At 70.1% G+C, this 14,959-nt stretch carries 12 protein-coding genes and 7 pseudogenes; 10 read left to right on the plus strand and 9 right to left on the minus strand.

From position 1 onward, the window contains the following. Positions 1-243 precede the first annotated feature (243 nt). The 4 genes from ACZ8ZB_RS33435 to ACZ8ZB_RS33450 form a co-directional block, all read right to left on the minus strand. Positions 244-933, minus strand: coding sequence for a DJ-1/PfpI family protein (locus ACZ8ZB_RS33435; protein WP_470741308.1), 690 nt, complete (start codon positions 931-933; stop codon positions 244-246). After that, on the minus strand, positions 930-2,132 hold the full coding sequence (locus ACZ8ZB_RS33440; protein ID WP_470740013.1) for an IS110 family RNA-guided transposase: 1,203 nt from the start codon (positions 2,130-2,132) through the stop codon (positions 930-932). The genes ACZ8ZB_RS33435 and ACZ8ZB_RS33440 overlap by 4 nt, the downstream gene beginning before the upstream one ends. Before the next feature lie 359 nt (positions 2,133-2,491). Then, entirely contained in the window at positions 2,492-3,103 is a 612-nt protein-coding gene (locus ACZ8ZB_RS33445; protein WP_470741309.1) for a DJ-1/PfpI family protein, read from the minus strand. A 2-nt stretch (positions 3,104-3,105) separates the two neighbouring features. Continuing rightward, the gene (locus tag ACZ8ZB_RS33450) at positions 3,106-3,759 is read right to left on the minus strand and encodes an HD domain-containing protein (protein WP_470741310.1); all 654 of its coding nucleotides are present in this window, start codon (positions 3,757-3,759) and stop codon (positions 3,106-3,108) included. 53 nt (positions 3,760-3,812) lie between these two features. Here ACZ8ZB_RS33450 and ACZ8ZB_RS33455 point away from each other — a divergent pair, with 53 nt between their 5' ends. The 3 genes and pseudogenes from ACZ8ZB_RS33455 to ACZ8ZB_RS33465 form a co-directional block, all read left to right on the plus strand. Beyond that, positions 3,813-4,853, plus strand: coding sequence for a GlxA family transcriptional regulator (locus tag ACZ8ZB_RS33455; protein ID WP_470741311.1), 1,041 nt, complete (start codon positions 3,813-3,815; stop codon positions 4,851-4,853). 418 nt (positions 4,854-5,271) lie between these two features. Next, positions 5,272-5,544 (plus strand): annotated as a pseudogene (locus ACZ8ZB_RS33460) (hydrolase); the annotation flags it as partial. 101 nt (positions 5,545-5,645) lie between these two features. Beyond that, positions 5,646-6,084: pseudogene (locus ACZ8ZB_RS33465) on the plus strand (transposase); the annotation flags it as partial. A gap of 14 nt (positions 6,085-6,098) precedes the next feature. On the opposite strand, the gene ACZ8ZB_RS33470 reads toward ACZ8ZB_RS33465, so the two are convergent. After that, positions 6,099-6,494, minus strand: coding sequence for an Imm7 family immunity protein (locus ACZ8ZB_RS33470; protein WP_470741312.1), 396 nt, complete (start codon positions 6,492-6,494; stop codon positions 6,099-6,101). 227 nt (positions 6,495-6,721) lie between these two features. Here ACZ8ZB_RS33470 and ACZ8ZB_RS33475 point away from each other — a divergent pair, with 227 nt between their 5' ends. The 5 genes and pseudogenes from ACZ8ZB_RS33475 to ACZ8ZB_RS33495 all read left to right on the plus strand — a co-directional run. Beyond that, positions 6,722-7,474 carry a class I SAM-dependent methyltransferase gene (locus tag ACZ8ZB_RS33475; protein ID WP_470741313.1) on the plus strand — a complete coding sequence of 251 codons (753 nt, stop codon included), beginning with the start codon at positions 6,722-6,724 and terminating at the stop codon, positions 7,472-7,474. 348 nt (positions 7,475-7,822) lie between these two features. Beyond that, positions 7,823-8,578, plus strand: a complete 756-nt coding sequence (locus ACZ8ZB_RS33480; protein WP_470741314.1) for a saccharopine dehydrogenase NADP-binding domain-containing protein — start codon at positions 7,823-7,825, stop codon at positions 8,576-8,578. Positions 8,579-8,629: 51 nt separating this feature from the next. Further along, a pseudogene (locus tag ACZ8ZB_RS33485) lies at positions 8,630-8,884 on the plus strand (transposase); the annotation flags it as partial. A 191-nt stretch (positions 8,885-9,075) separates the two neighbouring features. Beyond that, entirely contained in the window at positions 9,076-9,924 is an 849-nt protein-coding gene (locus ACZ8ZB_RS33490; RefSeq protein WP_470741315.1) for a MerR family transcriptional regulator, read from the plus strand. A 13-nt stretch (positions 9,925-9,937) separates the two neighbouring features. Then, positions 9,938-10,021: pseudogene (locus ACZ8ZB_RS33495) on the plus strand (transposase); the annotation flags it as partial. A gap of 239 nt (positions 10,022-10,260) precedes the next feature. Here ACZ8ZB_RS33495 and ACZ8ZB_RS33500 read toward each other — a convergent pair. Beyond that, positions 10,261-10,398: pseudogene (locus ACZ8ZB_RS33500) on the minus strand (IS5/IS1182 family transposase); the annotation flags it as partial. A gap of 318 nt (positions 10,399-10,716) precedes the next feature. Continuing rightward, entirely contained in the window at positions 10,717-11,295 is a 579-nt protein-coding gene (locus tag ACZ8ZB_RS33505; RefSeq protein ID WP_470741316.1) for a TetR/AcrR family transcriptional regulator, read from the minus strand. An 82-nt stretch (positions 11,296-11,377) separates the two neighbouring features. On the opposite strand from ACZ8ZB_RS33505, the gene ACZ8ZB_RS33510 reads away from it, so the two are divergent. Next, on the plus strand, positions 11,378-11,983 hold the full coding sequence (locus tag ACZ8ZB_RS33510; RefSeq protein ID WP_470741317.1) for an NAD(P)H-dependent oxidoreductase: 606 nt from the start codon (positions 11,378-11,380) through the stop codon (positions 11,981-11,983). 99 nt (positions 11,984-12,082) lie between these two features. Here ACZ8ZB_RS33510 and ACZ8ZB_RS33515 read toward each other — a convergent pair. Further along, positions 12,083-13,131, minus strand: a pseudogene (locus ACZ8ZB_RS33515) (ISL3 family transposase); the annotation flags it as partial. A 412-nt stretch (positions 13,132-13,543) separates the two neighbouring features. On the opposite strand from ACZ8ZB_RS33515, the gene ACZ8ZB_RS33520 reads away from it, so the two are divergent. Next, a complete protein-coding gene (locus tag ACZ8ZB_RS33520; RefSeq protein ID WP_470741647.1) occupies positions 13,544-14,188 on the plus strand; it encodes a hypothetical protein in 645 nt (214 codons plus the stop codon). 126 nt (positions 14,189-14,314) lie between these two features. Here ACZ8ZB_RS33520 and ACZ8ZB_RS33525 read toward each other — a convergent pair. Continuing rightward, positions 14,315-14,714, minus strand: a pseudogene (locus tag ACZ8ZB_RS33525) (transposase family protein); the annotation flags it as partial. Positions 14,715-14,959: the final 245 nt, after the last annotated feature.

Raw genomic sequence — 14,959 nt, forward strand, 5'->3', positions numbered from 1 at the left:
AACGAACAGGCCGACAATCACGTACAGCGGCGTTGTCACATTGGCTGACCGGCCCGGGGCGATCTCGGAGTCGACCGTGTCGGGGCGCTCCTGTGGTCCGCGTCGTTGCCGTACGAGGGGCACCGGTAACCGGCGGCAAGCGGAACCGGCCGTCGCCACTGGGCATGGACCTCGAGCAGCGCGTGCCGCCTGCCCGCCCCCGCGCACCAGCAGGGCTTCGGGACGGCGGCCGGCGATGTCCGCTCACCGGCTGCTTCGCGCCGTCCAGACCGTGCCCCGGGCCTCGTACTCGAGCATCTCCTCCAGACCGACCGCGGCGTCCGCGCCGAGTTCCCGGCGCACCAGCCACAGGGCGAGGTCCAGCCCGGAGGTGACCCCGCCGGCGGTGACCAGGTCGCCGTCGTCGACCACGCGGGCGTTCTTCAGCACGCCGCCCTGCCGCTCCAGGTCGGCCCGCGCCCGGTGGTGGGTGGTGCAGGGACGTCCCGAGGTCAGCCCGGCGGCGGAGAGCAGCATCACGCCCGTGCACAACGCGCTGACGGTCAGGCCCGGGCGGGTCGCGTCGGCCAGGGCTCGCGGCAGTGAGCCGCGCCGGATCTCGGCCCACACGCCGGGATCCTCGCGGCGCGCGTACCCGCCGCCGGGGACGACGAGAAGGTCCGCCCGCTCGGGGGCCCACCCGTGGTCGACGCGCAGCCGGGTGCCGTAGGCGGCCTCGACGGTACGGGGACCGTCGAGCGCCACGTGACGGACCTCCACCTCCCGGTCGGCGAAGTAACCGGAGGCGGAGAACACCTCGTACGGGGCGGTGAAGTCGAGTTCCTCCACACCGTCGAACATGACGACGTGTACGCGTAACGGACGGTCGCGCCCGGGAGCCGCGGAGGTTGCCGCGTCGGCCCGGGGGGGGGGTGCCTCTATGTCCTTCGTCAAGCGAGTCGGGGGCTCCTCGGCTCGTAGAAGGTTCCGTCGCGGAGCATGGCGAACAGGACGCTGATGCGGTGGCGGGCGAGGCGGAGGAGGGCCTGGGTGTGGGTTTTGCCGCGGGCTCGGCAGCGGTCGTAGTAGGTCCGGGAGGCGGGATCGTGGAGGGCTGCGAACGCGGAGAGGAACATCGCTCGTTTTAGCTGCCGGTTGCCGCCTCTGGGGGCGTGCTCGCCGTGGATCGACGTGCCGGACTGCCGGGTCGCCGGGGCGAGACCGGCGTAGGAGGCCAGGTGGGCGGCGGTGGGAAAGCTGCTGCCGTCGCCGACGGTGGCCAGGAGGACTGCGGCGGTCCTGACGCCGATGCCGGGCATCGAGGTCAGGACCTGGGAAAGAGGGTGGGCCTCCAGCAGTGCCTCGATCCGGGTTTCCAGGGCCCGGCGTTGTTCGTGAACGGCGGCCAGCGACTTCGCCAGCGACGGGACGATCACGTCGAGGGTGCCGGTGCCCGGGACGACGACGGTCTGCTCGTCGAGTGCGGTGAAGATGTCCTCGACCAGCCGCTTGGCCATGCGCGGCGCTCGGGGCCGGACGACCTCGACCAGCTTGCGGCGGCCCGCTTTGCGGAGTGTTTGCGGGGATCCGTAGCGCTCGAGGAGCCAGGTCACTGCCGGATGGTCCAGACGCGGGCCCAGGACGCGCTCCAGGCTGGGGTGGAACTGGGTGAGCAGGCCGCGGATGCGGTTGGAGGTGCGGTTGGCCTCGCCTGCGAGGTCCTGGTCAAAGCCGACCAGCATGGTCAGCTCCGCGGTGACCTCATCGGCAAGGTCGAGGGTGCGCAGGGTGTGGGGCATGGTGCGGGCAGCGTCCGCGATGACCACGGCGTCCTTCGCGTCGGTCTTGGCCTCGCCGGGGTAGAGGTCGGCGATCCGGCGCATTGCCAGTCCGGGCAGGTAGGCGACCTGGCAGCCGGCGTCCCGGGCGACGGTCAGCGGGAGGGCGCCGATGGAGGCGGGCTGGTCCACGACCACCAGGACGGTGCCGAACTTGGCGGTGAGCTTGTCGAAGACAGCCCGCAGCTTCGGTTCGCTGTTCGGCAGCTGCTTGTCGAACACCCTCTTCCCGGCCGGGGTCAGGCCGTGGCCGTGATGCGTCTGCTTACCGACGTCCAGGCCCAGGAAGACGCCCACCCCGTCGATGCTGATCACCGTGCCCCCACATGCGTCGATGCGTGCCGACCTCGGCGGTCGGGGCCGTTCTCGCGCATCCACGTTATGCAGACCTGCCGCCCGCGGGCGGCCGGGCATTGCGCCCGGCCGGGCGGTGGTCGGACCTCTGATCAGCGTCTCCGACGGCACCCCTCGGGCCCGGTGACACCACCCCCCAGGTCATCCCGTCGACAGGGGGACACAGTCATGCCGGGCCCGGAGGCCAGCGGCCCTCTTGCAGGACCGCGAAAAAGATAACGGGGGCGGCGCCGACCGTCAGCGTTGCGGCTCCGAGCGCGGTGGTGGCGTGCAGGAGGCTACGGCGGTTCATCTCGTTCGGTACTCCGTTTCTCGGTCGGTCATGAACAGGGGAGAGGCTCGTCCGCCAGATACGGGGGTGCCGGGTCGTACTGGAGGGCACGGCGTACGGCGCGGGCGTGCTCGCGCCCGTGCAGGTGGCCGACGAGCCACAGGGTGCTGTCGATGCCGGCGGATACGCCCTGGCTGGTGAGCAGGTTGCCGTCGACGACATAGCGGGCGTCGCGTACGACGGTGACGTCGCCGCGCCCTTCGAGCGCGTCCTCGTACTGCCAGTGCGTGGCAACCCGACGCGACCGGGCCGGGCCGGCGGCGTGCAGCAGGAAGGTGCCGGTACAGACGCCGACCACCCAGGCCGCGCGAGCGGCGGTGGCGGTGAGCCAGCCGGTGACCCGCTCGTTGCACGGTTCGGCCTTCCGGGCGCCGGAGCCGCCCGGGACGAGGACGACGTCCAGCGGCGGATGGTCATCGAGCGTGCGGTCCGGCAGTACCCGCATGCCCTGGGAGCACCGGACGGGCGTGGAGCGCTCGGCGACGAGCAGGACGTCGTCCGCGCCGTCCCGCAGGCCGGAGGAGGTGGTGAACACCTCCCACGGGCCGGTGAAGTCGAGTTCCTGCGCCGAGTCGAAGAGCAGGATTCCGTAGGTGGTCATGCTCAGTTGCCCCAACGCGCGGCGTCGGCCATGGTCTCCATCCGGGTCCTGTGCGGCGGCACGGACCTCTCCCTCAGCAGTTCGGACGCGATGGAGAAGAGCGGGGCCTTCTCCGGGCGGCGCCGCGCCTGGGCGACGATCTCGTCGGTGAGGGTGGTGGCCATGGACAGCCGCGGGTAGGCGGCGTGGATCGCGGCGCCGGTGGCGTCGTCGACACAGTCGGTGCCCCAGCCGAAGTCCATACCGGTCCCCTGGTGCACCAGGGCGCACAGGGTGCCGCGGCGCTCGGCGACACCCGGCGTCGTGTGCAGGGCGATGGCCTCCCACACGGCGTCGACGTCGGCGGCGGGCAGACCCTGCGCGGTGAGGAACTCCGCGGCCGTGTCGGCGCCGTCCACCTCGAACCGCTGGTGGCGGTCACCGGCCTGTGTCAGGCCGATGTCATGCAGGACGCAGGCCAGGAACAGCAGCTCCGGGTCGTAGTCGCGCCCCGGCTCCGCGCTCTGATGGTCGGCACGGAGCCGGGCGAACAGGGCGCTGCGGACGCTGTGGTTGGCGGTCGCGGTGGACTCCGTCCCGCGCACCAGGGCCAGTGCGCGGCGGACGACGGGAGAGTCGGGCAGCGGCGGGACGCCAGTGGTCATCTCGTCGTTCATGGCATCGAGGATCGTCCGCGCCGGCCGTCCGTGACAGTGGCAGAATTGCCCTCATGCGCGAGGAAGCTGCCAGCCCTGTCGCACCGCATCGAGTGGCGGTCCTGGTCATGGACGACGTACTGCCCCTGGACCTGGGCATCCCGGCCCAGGTCTTCATCGCCGTGCCCGGCGACCCCTACCGACTGACCCTGTGCGGACGGACCGCGCACCCGGTCACGACCGCCGCCGGCTTCGCGGTCACGGTGACGGCCGGGCTGGAGGCCGTACGCGGCGCGGACACCGTCATCGTCCCGGGGTACGCACCGCACCTGCGGGAGCTCCCGGCGGACGTGCTCACCGCACTGGCCGAGGCGCACGCCCGGGGCCGACGGCTGGTGTCCATCTGCACGGGAGCGTTCGCGCTGGCGGCAGCCGGGGTCCTGAACGGCCGCAAGGCCACCACCCACTGGAAATACGCCGACGAACTGGCCGCGCGGTACCCGACGGTATCGGTGGATCCGCGCGTGCTCTACGTGGACGAGGGACAGGTGCTGACCTCGGCGGGCGTTGCCGCCGGCATCGACCTGTGCCTGCACCTGGTGCGACGTGACCTGGGCGCGCGGACGGCGAACGAAGTGGCGCGCGCCCTGGTCTCCGCGCCCCACCGCGACGGCGGGCAGGCGCAGTACATCAAACGGCCGCTGGCCCCCGAAGAACCCGGCGTCACCCTCGCGGCCACCCGGGCGTGGGCTCTGGCCCGTCTGCACGAACCGTTGACGGTCCCGCGGCTCGCCGCGCATGCGCACATGGCGCCGCGGACCTTCGCCCGGCGGTTCGTCGCCGAGACCGGCACGACGCCCCTGCGGTGGCTGCTCGCCGCCCGGCTCGACCGGGCCCGGGAACTGTTGGAGACCACCGGACTCGCCGTTGACCACATCGCCGACCGCTGCGGCCTGGGCAGCCCTTCCAACCTGCGGCTGCACTTCCGACGCGTCCTGGGCACGTCGCCCACCGCGTATCGGGCGGCGTTCGCCGCGACGGCGCAACGGGACTCCGGCCAGGCGCGCACCCCGACGGCGGCTACGACGCAGTCGCCTCCCTCACCGCTGCCGTAGGCACTGGTGCGACGGCGGGATCCGAGCGGGGTCTCCCGGCGGGGCCGCGGGGAAGAGCCGGTTGAGCAGCGCTGCGCTCGACGGTGCCGGTGGCAGCCAGTCCACGGACAGCCCTTGCGCGATGTCGTAGGGGCAGCAGGATCTCGGCGGCACCCGTCGCGGCGAACCCTTCGGGGTCGCACGGGTCCCAGTGCCAGGTCCTCAGGGCCGGGCCGGCCGTGGGCAGGGCGCTGCTGAGCAGTCCGCCGCGGGCGGTGACGGCCTGGAGCACTTCGGCCGGCGAGGCAGTGGGGCGGACGTTCAGGTCGATGGGGAGGCAGGCGCCGGTGGGTTGTGCCGCCAACTGTCCTGCGTGGGCCAGTAGGTCCCGATGTGGGCTGCTGTGTGCCGGCAGATCCATTCGAGCGACCCCGTCGGCACCGTCCTGGTCGTCTCCCAGGAGGGAAAGACGATCGACTACGGCCTCGGGCTGCACTCGATGGAGGGCCCCGGTCAGGGCACCTTCTGGGGCCACGGCGGCACGGTCTGGGGCGGTGGAGCGCTGGCCGTGATCCGCGCCGACGGCAAGCGGCAGGTGGCGGTCGCGGTGAACCTGCAGAGGTGGAACAGGCTCGACTCCTCCGGCAAGCCGCAGCCCCACCCCATCGACGACGCGCTCGCGGCTCCGCACCGCGTGGCGATGTACGGCTGACCGGGCCGCCCGCTGGACCCGTCGGCTCCGCCCCCTGTGCCGCCGCGGGACCCGAGGCACCGTTCCGGACAAGGCCGGCCAGGCGCAACCGCCAGAAGTTTGAAGGCGGCTGCAAACCTCTGGCCTTCCTGGTCACGCCCGGCCAGTGGGGCGATGCGCCGCAGGTGATTGAGGTCCTCGAACGCATCCGCGTTCCCCGTTCCAGGGCGGTCACCCTCGCGCGCGGCCTGGCCACCTGGGCGGCGACAAGGCATACAGCTCACGCCGCAATCGCCGCTGCCTGCGAAGACGCCAGATCAAGCACACCATCCCCGAGCCGAAGGACCAGCGGGCCAACCGCAAACGACGCGGCGGCAAGGGCGGCCGGCGCACCAGCTTCGACAGCGACATCCACAAGCGCCGCAACGAGGTCGAGCGGGCGATCGATCGGCTCAAGAACTCCCGAGCCGTGGCTACGCGCCACGACAGGAGAGCCTTCGTCTTTCACGCTTTCACGGCACCGTCACGGCCGCGGCGATCCGTCCGTGGCTCGGGCCGTGACCAGCCGGACAGAACTAAACAGTGAAGGGGTCTTCCAGCGTCGGGATGCAGGGAGACAGCAGCGCCTCCGTGTGATGCGTGACCGTGCCCCGAGCGAGCCTGAGTACGCGTACCTCGTTCTCATGGCCCGGGTCCTCGTCATCGCGCATATGCAGGAGGCCGTAGGAGCCGGGAGCGACCTTCGCGACATGTTCGAACAGTCCGACCACATCTGACGACGAGCGGTGATTGGAATTGCCTCCCACGTGGATGAACGGCTCACCGTTCATCCACCTGAGATCCAGGAGGTAGGGACTGGCCATCTGAGCGATGCGAAGCCGAAGCTCATCGACGACCTGCCGCAGTCGGAGGTCATCGTCGTCACCAACTGCGGTCTCCCTGACAGCGATCCAGCCGTGGTACTCGAACACGCCGCGATGCTATCGGGGTCAGCCGGGTCTCGACGGCCTCGACCACGGCATGATCCGCCGGACACTGCCCAGCGGGTGGGCAGTTCGCCGCCGGTGGCCGGAGCCGCAGGAGGCTCGCCGGATCCGACTGATGCCGCATCGGCGTCCCACGCTCCCTCCTGGTAATGAAATTCATTTTTTATTACCGTGCGGGGGCAACCGCGAGACATCGAGTGTCTGGAGCAGTGATGAGCGACCCCTACGAGCGGTCCGCCGAGTACCTCGACATCCTGATCGCCGAGTCGTGGCGGCCGCTGGCCCCGGCATTGGCGGACGTCCTGTCGCACGTCCGCGCCCGGACCGGGGCCGTGGTGGACCTCGGGGCCGGCTCCGGGCGGGGTGTGCGCGTCATCTGCGACGTGCTGCCACAGGTGTCGGTGCTCGCCGTCGAACCGTCCGCCGCGATGCGCGCCGTCCTGCTCGCCCGGGTCCACGAGGACGACGAACTGCGCAAGCGCGTCACAGTGGTTCCGGACGACTGCGCGAGCGCCGACTGGCCCGACGGCGTGCGGGCCGTGGTGGCCCTGAACATGATCGGCCACCTGCCGCCCGGGCAGAGGCGCGCGCTGTGGAGCCGCGCGGCCCGGCAGCTCGCCCCGGGCGGGGCGCTGGTGTTCAACCTCACCCCGCCGTTCGCCCCGGTGGAGGTGGAACGGATGCGGATGGCCCGGGCCGTCGTCGGCGAGCTCGAGTACGAGGGCTGGGCGAGCGCGCGCCCCACGGGGGCGGACGAGATCACCTGGCGCATGGACTACGGCGTCCTGCGTCAGGGGCGGCCGCTGGCCGGGGCGTCGGTTGAGTACCGCTGGTGGGTCGCGACGGAGGACGCGCTGACGGCCGAAGTCGCCGAAGCGGGACTGGTGCTGCGCCGGGCCGGCGCTTCCGGCCTGGGGCTGTGCGTTCTCGAGCGTGCGAGCGATCCGACACCGCAAGTTGGTTGATATGATAATCATTTTCAATTAAGTTCATCGGTGTTCCGCTTCCCCCGGGATCTCTCTGCGGGGAAGCGCTGCCCTGCCCGCCTTTCGACGGGGACCGGATGGACCAGTCTGTGCCGAGCGACGACCTCCTTGCCCGCGTCATCGACTGCATCGCCGAAGTCCTCGGCACCCCACCCCACGAGGTCGCACGGACGTCATCGGCGGCGACGGGCTGGCCCGCGGCTGCACCGCCGATCCGGTCCAGACCGCCGAGAGGTTCGCCGTCCACCCCGTGCTGGACCGTCGGCTGTACCGCACCGGGGACCTCGGCCGGTGGAGCGCCGAGGGCACCATCGAGTCCTCGGGCGTGTGGACCGGCAGGTGAAGATCCGCGGGCACCGCATCGAACTGGGCGAGGTGGAGGCGGTGCTGGCCCGCCACCCGGCGGTCCTGGCGGCCATCGGCGTCATAGGCGGTTACGGAGCAGTCGGCAGCGCGGTCGTACGGCGGCTCCACCGAGCGGGTGTCCACCCGTTGCTGGTGGCCGGCCGCGATCAGGGCCGGGCGGAAGCGCTGATCGCCGACCTTCCGGAGGACGGCCCTGACGCGGACGCCCTGGCGGTGGACCTGACCAACCCCGAATCGCTGGAGCACTTCACAGCGGGTTGTCGACTCGTTGTCAACTGCGCGGGACCCTCGTACCGCGTCCTCGACACGGTCGCCCGAGCCGCGTTGCGAAGCGGCGCGGACTACGTCGACGCGGCCGGTGACGACCCGGTCCACAACCTGCTGTCCGCCGACGGGGGCGCCCAACGATGGGTGGCCGCCGGCCGCACGGCCGTGCTCTCCGCCGGCGCGCTGCCGGGCCTGTCCTCGCTGCTGCCCCATGCACTGGCCGCCCGCGCCACCGGTCCCGTCGCGCTGGACGCCTATGTCGGCGGCGTCGCGCCGCTCGCCCCGGCCGCCGCCGGCGACGTACTGCTCGGCCGCGGACCGGGGCACGGCACGCCGGTGGCCGTCTGGCACGAGGGCCGGATGCGGAAGCGTGCGCTGGCCCCCGCCGAGGAGTGCGACTCGACGCCTTCCCCGCACCCGTCGACGCCTTCACCTGATCTGTCTAGCTGACAGTCGGGGATGGTTCTGTGACTGGTGGCGTTGGCGGTCGTTGGGCGAGGTGTGAGTGCTCGTCGTCCGTACCGCAGTGATGTCTCCGACGCCCGCCGGGCCTTGATCGAACCGGTCTTCACCGCCTGGCGGGCGAGACGGACCGGACCCGGCACGGCGGCCCGGGTGCACGACTTGCGGGAGATCGCCGACGCGATCCTGTACGTCAACCGCACCGGCATCCCGTGGGAGTACCTGCCCCACGACTTCCCGCCGTACAAGACCGTCTACGACTACTACGCGAAGTGGGAGGCCGACGGCACCACCCAGCAGGTCCACGACCTGCTCCGCGACAGCACCCGTCGATCCCACGGCCGCAGCACCCAGCCGACCGCGGCCGTGGTCGACGCACAGAGCGTGAAGACCTCGGCAAACGTGGCCGAGACCAGCCAGGGCATCGACGCAGGCCCCGGCCCGCCGGTTGACCTTGTAGTTGCTGTAAGGGCGAAACTGGCGCCATGTTGTCGATCAGCGAATTCAGTGAAATGTGCCATCTGTCGCCCCAGACGCTGCGGTTCTACCACTCTGAGGGGTTGCTCGTCCCGGCCGACGTCAACGAGCGGACCGGCTACCGCGCGTACACATTTGAGCAGGTCGAGCAGGCCATGCTCATCACCGCGCTGCGCGGCACGGGGATGAGCGTCAAGCTGGTCCGACGCGCTCTCGACGAGCCGGATGCGGCGCCCGCCCTGTTGCAGCAGCACAGTACGGAGGTGCAGCGCCAGCGACAGGCCCAGGACGAGGCGATCAGCGACGCGCGCGAGTTCTTCGACTCGTGGCCGGCGGTGCGCCTGAGCCACGTACCCGAGATGACCGTGGCATCGAAGCTGGTGCCCGGGACCTGGATCGGGGACAGCCCCCACGACTGGACCGAAATCGATGCCGCCGTCACCGCCACCGTTCAGAACGTGGTCAAGACTGTGGAGTCGTGTGGCGTCGTTGTCTCGGGGACCCCTTGGCGTGCATGGGCCACAGAGGCCCCTGAGCAGGAGAGGCAGTGGCGTACCGCCGAGGGACAGCGCTGGCTGGTGAAGATCCCCGTCACGGCGGACGAGGAAACGGTCACAGCCCTGCCCGGCGACATCAAGGTGCAGCTCTTCGAAGCCCGGGACGAACTGTCGATTTTCATCCCGGGCAAAAGCTCGATGGCCAAGTACGGCACTGCGCTCTCACGCCTGTTCACGCATCCCCTCGACGCCGCCTTCATCGACGTCTCCCGCATGCGCCAATTGCTGCACGACGACGGCGTCGAAACCACCGCGGCAATCTGCAAGCTCGACGAGACCGACAGCGCCGTCACGGCGTGAAGCGGCTGTGTGCCGCGGCCTACGGCACATCCAGTACCGCGCCCACCTCACAGACGGCTGCCTCGCCGAGACCGGCCTGACCATCGGATCCGCCTGACCAACAACACGACATCACGAGTTCAACCTCAGTAACGCCTGTCTGGCAAAGCCCTCGTCCAGTCTGCCGTGCCCTGGGCCCCCTTCGTGATGGAACTGTCCAGGCGCCCTGGTGGCCTTGTCCCGCCGTCCACATGGCGGGGCAAGGGCGCAGAAAGCGCACGGTCTGGCTGACAGGGCGCGTGGGACCGGTGAGAGCGGCACTGCGCGGAGGGCAGTCTGCCCGATGCCGATGTGCCGGATGCGGCGTCGACGGAGCCATCGGCGCAGGTGGCTGTAGTCGTCACCCTTGTCGGCGTGGAGCTTGGCCGGGCGTCGGCGGCGTGAGCGGGTGGACGGGATGCCGCATACGAGCGGCTGCAGACCAAGGCTGTCGTGCAGCACGGCTCGGCGTGGTGTTTCCCGGCAGCCGGGGCGGCTGGCCGCTGTCGGCGGAACGGCTCCGCGAACGCATCGCTGCGCTTGGCCTGAACCGAGTACTCTCCGGCCGCAACGGCGCGGTCAGCGCTCTTGCTGTCCAGCCGCCCCCCCGATGCTGTCGGCCGACGAGCTGGACCTGTCGCTGTCGGCCGCAGTCGCGTGGTCCAAAGCGGTCGGTGCCGCCCGCGACGACCATGTGGTACTTCATGTTGACCGCCAGGTGTTGGGGGTCAGGAGGTTGTTGACGCGAGAGCGACCGCACAGGCTGCGAGTCCATCAACCAGAGGCGTTGACAAGGCTGAGCAACACGGTGGTGATGGTCGACCGGGCGAGTTCCGGGCTGATCGTTCCACGGGCGGCCGCATGGCCGAGTGCGTCCGCTGCGCCCACGAATGCGATGGCTGCTTCCTCACGGAGGTCCGCAGCGCCGTCGGCGCTCCGTATGGCCTGCCGGCAGATGTCTATGTAGCGGCGCTCGGATTCTCGCCTGGCTTTCTCGAGGGCCGGTGTGCCGGCCAGCGCGGCCACCACTCCACTGAGTTCGACGCCCTGAGAGACGACGCACGCGACGTGAGCCGCCGCGATCGCTTCGACCCGCTGCCGCAGATCCGGCGGGGTGTGCGCTATCGCAGCGTGCAGGTCGGCGAGGTGTCGCTGGTCGAAGTCCTGATACAGCGAGAGGAGGAGCGCCGAGCGCGAGGAGAAGTGATCGTAGACGACGGGCTTGGAGATCCCTGCTCTGCTCGCCAGGTACGCGAGCGTGAGTGCGTCCGTACCTTCGGTTGCGATCACGTTGCGGGCAATGCCGACGAGCTGGGCCCGCCGCTCGGCACTGGGGAGTCGTCGCTCGGCCATGCTCCGCAGTCTCTCATCCACCAGTAACCTACTAGTAGTAGGCTACTGATAGTAGGTTGTTCCTGAGGAGGCGGAGCTGTCGATGCACACCCTGCTGGTCGCCACGAACCCCGACCCCCGGTCCCTGACGCATCACGTACTGGAAAAACTCGAGGCGGCACTCCATCCCATGTCAGTCGAGGCCGCCGACCTGTCCAAGGAGCGGTTCGACCCCGCGTTCACCCTGGAAGACCGCCGGGCGTACCACGAGGGCGGCGACTATCCGGCCGACATCGTCAGTGAGCACCGTCGTCTCGAGCGTGCCACCGATCTCGTACTGATCTTCCCCGTGTATTGGTGGTCGATGCCTGCGCTGCTGAAGGGGTGGATAGACCGTGTCTTTGTCAACGGCTGGGCCTTCGAGCACTCCCCGACTTCAGGCCTGCGACCGAAACTTCAGGCACTCACCACGCATCTCCTGCCCATCGCCGGCGACGACTCCGGCGCATACGAGCGCCACGGGTACGAGGAAGCGCTGCGGACGCAGATCGAGCACGGGATCGTCGACTACTGCGGCAGTCGGCGCGGCGCCACAGCATTCATTTACGAGTCCGAGCAGGCGTCCTCCGAGGCCACGGCGCGGAGTGTCGACCGCGCGGTGCGGATCATCAGTGGAGCCATCCATGCCCGCTCGCGGACACTGTCCTGAACGTCGTATCAGCCGGCGAGCCGGCGGGACCGTAAGACGTTCGGCTCTGTCCCGTGATCGGCGGTAGCGCTGTGCAGTGATCACTGGAGGAGGATGGGGGCGGAGCAGGGGGGACTCGGCTCCGCCATGCGTCTGCCTCATGATCCGTTTGGTTCGTGTGTTGACGCCCCCGGTGCGGCCGTTGTGGTAGGGGAGGGTGAGACCGGCGTCGACGGCGGCGCGGTCGAGCTCGAGGCCGTTCACGAAGGAGTGCAGGTGGGGCAAGTCAGCGGTGCGAACCGCAGTGATCCAGTTGGTGAGCTTGGCGTCGTTGCCCTCCGCCGGGGTCAGTAGCTGGGCGAACTTGCCGGTGAAGAAGGCGAGTTCGGTCATTTCGGGGCAGGTTCCGATGAGTTCCCGCAGTAGCGCGGTGCCTTGTCGCGCAGGTTCTCCGGGCGTGTGAGCAGGAGACGGGCGAAGCGCTGCGGGGCGGTGACCGGCTTGTCGCCCTCGACGCGACCCCGGGTGATGTAGCGGCGGAGCAGGTTGAGGCTGCCGGTGTAGCCCAACTCCTTGATCCCCCGGAAGAGCTGGAGGACGGGGACGGCCGGGTCCGCGGCGCGGCGGGTGCGCAGGTGGCCGCGGTAGGGGTCGACAAGCGTGGGCTTGCAGCGAGGTGCGCGGCGGTCCCCGGTGGGCTCCTTCATGCGGGAGTACCGCTTGACGGTGTTCAGGGCGGCATCGAGGCGGCGGGCGCATTCGAGCAGGCCGATGCCCTGGCCGGGCAGGTAGTGGACGCGCTGCCACCGCTCGCGGGTGGTCTGTTCGCGTACGCCTCCGGACCGGGCGGGGTTCACGGCGGTTGCCCGGCAGGCCGCGTGGGAGCGGACTTCGGCCAGGACCTTGCCGCAGAGGTTGGACCAGAGGCGCCACCGGTCGCTGACCTGTACCGCTTCGGGCGGAGCCTGGCGGATCGCCTCGGCGTAGGTGGCGGAGCCGTCCCGGCACACGTACTCGACTCCGGGATGCTCGCGCAGCCAGGTGACCCGGGTCGGGGCGGTGCGGTCGGGCAGGACGTCGATCCGCTCGCCGGTCCTGGCGCCGATGATCACGGTGGCGTAGCGGTGCCGGCGCTTGAGGGCGAAGTCGTCGACGCCGATCACCCGCGGTACCCATGGACGTAGACCTCGGTGATGTCGACCACGACGAACGTTCTCCTTGCCGTCCGGACTGTCCATCGGCCTGCCGAACCATGGGGCGAGGAACACGGACAGCTCCGCGACGACCAGGCCCCTCGATCCCGGACTCCGCGCTACCTATGGTCAATAGGCGGAATTCAGGATGCAAATGGCATCACACTCAAACCGCCCAAGACGGAGAAGGTTTGACCGTCGGCAGTGCTGGACGATCACATGATTCGCCTGGAACCGGCCGACGGGTCTTCGGGGGAGGCCCTCCTGTAGGGCGCGGAAAAGCGTTCGACCACCGGCCTGGGACAGGCCATGATCCGCATGTGTGACGACGTCAAGACAGCTCATGGTCCAGGCCGCCGCCCGCAACAATGCCGAGTGGTGCGCAGCGATGAGCCGATCGCACGGCCTGGCGAGCGAGTTCGGCCTGCAGGCTTGGACCGCCCCGGCCCGCACGCCGCGGTACTACCCCGACGCGGTGACACTCGTGCCGGGAACCGACCCGGCCGCGCTGGCGGCGCGGATCGACACCACCACGCCGAACGCCTCCGTCAAGGACAGCTTCGCCGACCTCGACCTGAGCGAGGCCGGCTTCCACGTCCTGTTCGAGGCGCAGTGGATCCACCGCCCGGCGAGCACGTCCGCTGTCGCGCCGGCTCTTGCCTGGGATGTGGCGGGCGATCCGGACACACTGCGCGCCTGGGCGCTGGCCTGGGACGACGGAGACGGCAACGCAGACCTCTTCCGGCCCGAACTGCTCGATGACCCGGCCACCTTCGTGCTCGCCGGACGGTCCGCCAGCGGCCGGGTGGTCGCCGGGGCGGTGGCGAGCCGCAGCGACCATGTGGTCGGACTCTCCAACGTCTTCGCATCGGACGGCGGTCCTGACGCGGCTTGGCCGGTCGTACTGGACGCGGTGCACTGGCTGTTCCCCACTCTGCCGGTGGTGGGCTACGAACACGGCGACGACCTGGCGGCCGCCGTCCGCCACGGCTTCGAGCCGGTCGGTCCACTGCGGGTCTGGCTGCACGGATAGACCAGCTTCAAAAGCAGTCCGAGCCCGCCGTTCGCGACCGCCGTCCCCGCGGGAAGCCCGAACGCGAGGGTGGGGAATTACCTGACGCCGAACCCGCCCGAGGCGGGGAATTACGTGACCGTCGACGGCAAGAACCTGAACGTTCATGCCGTGATGCCTCTTCTTCCCTGAGCGGTACGGGCGATCGGCGGCGATGCGGTCGATCAGCAGGAGGGTGCCGTCGAGAATGGCGTACGCCTTCCTGTAGGCCGTCTCCATGGCCCGCTCAAGCGTCGGAGCGAGGGGCCAGGAGAATGACGGCCTTGCTCATGTGGCGATAGACCGTCGCGATCCCGATCTGGAAACCCGCCGCGAGGCGGGCGTAGGGGTCACCGCAGCACAAGTGCGCCAGAACGAGCAGGGCCTGCTGACCACAGGTGAGGCGGCGCCAGCGGGAGCCAATCTGAGGCCGGTGATCCGCCAGGAGACCGGCAAGACGCTGCAGGGTGCGGCTGGACGGATCGACAGCAGACGGATAGGCAGGCACGAGAGCCCCTGGCGGACTGGCGATCTTGGTCGCGGCCCCGTCTACCAGGAGCTTCCTTCACGCCCGCCACTGGGGCGACGGCCCAACCACCCGTCAGGTCGGAAGGGGCTCACCGTCCCCCTGCAGGGAGAGCCATGACACAAGGATCGAAAACGGCGAGGGCAACCGGTTCTGCAAGGCGTGCGGCACGCCGGCCGGGGACGGCAAACTGTGCAGTCACTGCGGCGCCGTCCTGGATCCACCCG

The sequence above is a fragment of the Streptomyces sp. 12E genome, assembly GCF_055633275.1.

Excerpts from the sequence above, each read along its gene's own strand:
- ACZ8ZB_RS33445 (WP_470741309.1), bottom strand. The coding sequence starts at position 3,103 with ATGACCACCTACGGAATCCTGCTCTTCGACTCGGCGCAGGAACTCGAC.
- ACZ8ZB_RS33450 (WP_470741310.1), bottom strand. The coding sequence starts at position 3,759 with ATGAACGACGAGATGACCACTGGCGTCCCGCCGCTGCCCGACTCTCCC.
- ACZ8ZB_RS33455 (WP_470741311.1), top strand. The coding sequence starts at position 3,813 with ATGCGCGAGGAAGCTGCCAGCCCTGTCGCACCGCATCGAGTGGCGGTC.
- ACZ8ZB_RS33475 (WP_470741313.1), top strand. The coding sequence starts at position 6,722 with ATGAGCGACCCCTACGAGCGGTCCGCCGAGTACCTCGACATCCTGATC.
- ACZ8ZB_RS33490 (WP_470741315.1), top strand. The coding sequence starts at position 9,076 with ATGTTGTCGATCAGCGAATTCAGTGAAATGTGCCATCTGTCGCCCCAG.
- ACZ8ZB_RS33505 (WP_470741316.1), bottom strand. The coding sequence starts at position 11,295 with ATGGCCGAGCGACGACTCCCCAGTGCCGAGCGGCGGGCCCAGCTCGTC.
- ACZ8ZB_RS33510 (WP_470741317.1), top strand. The coding sequence starts at position 11,378 with ATGCACACCCTGCTGGTCGCCACGAACCCCGACCCCCGGTCCCTGACG.
- ACZ8ZB_RS33520 (WP_470741647.1), top strand. The coding sequence starts at position 13,544 with ATGAGCCGATCGCACGGCCTGGCGAGCGAGTTCGGCCTGCAGGCTTGG.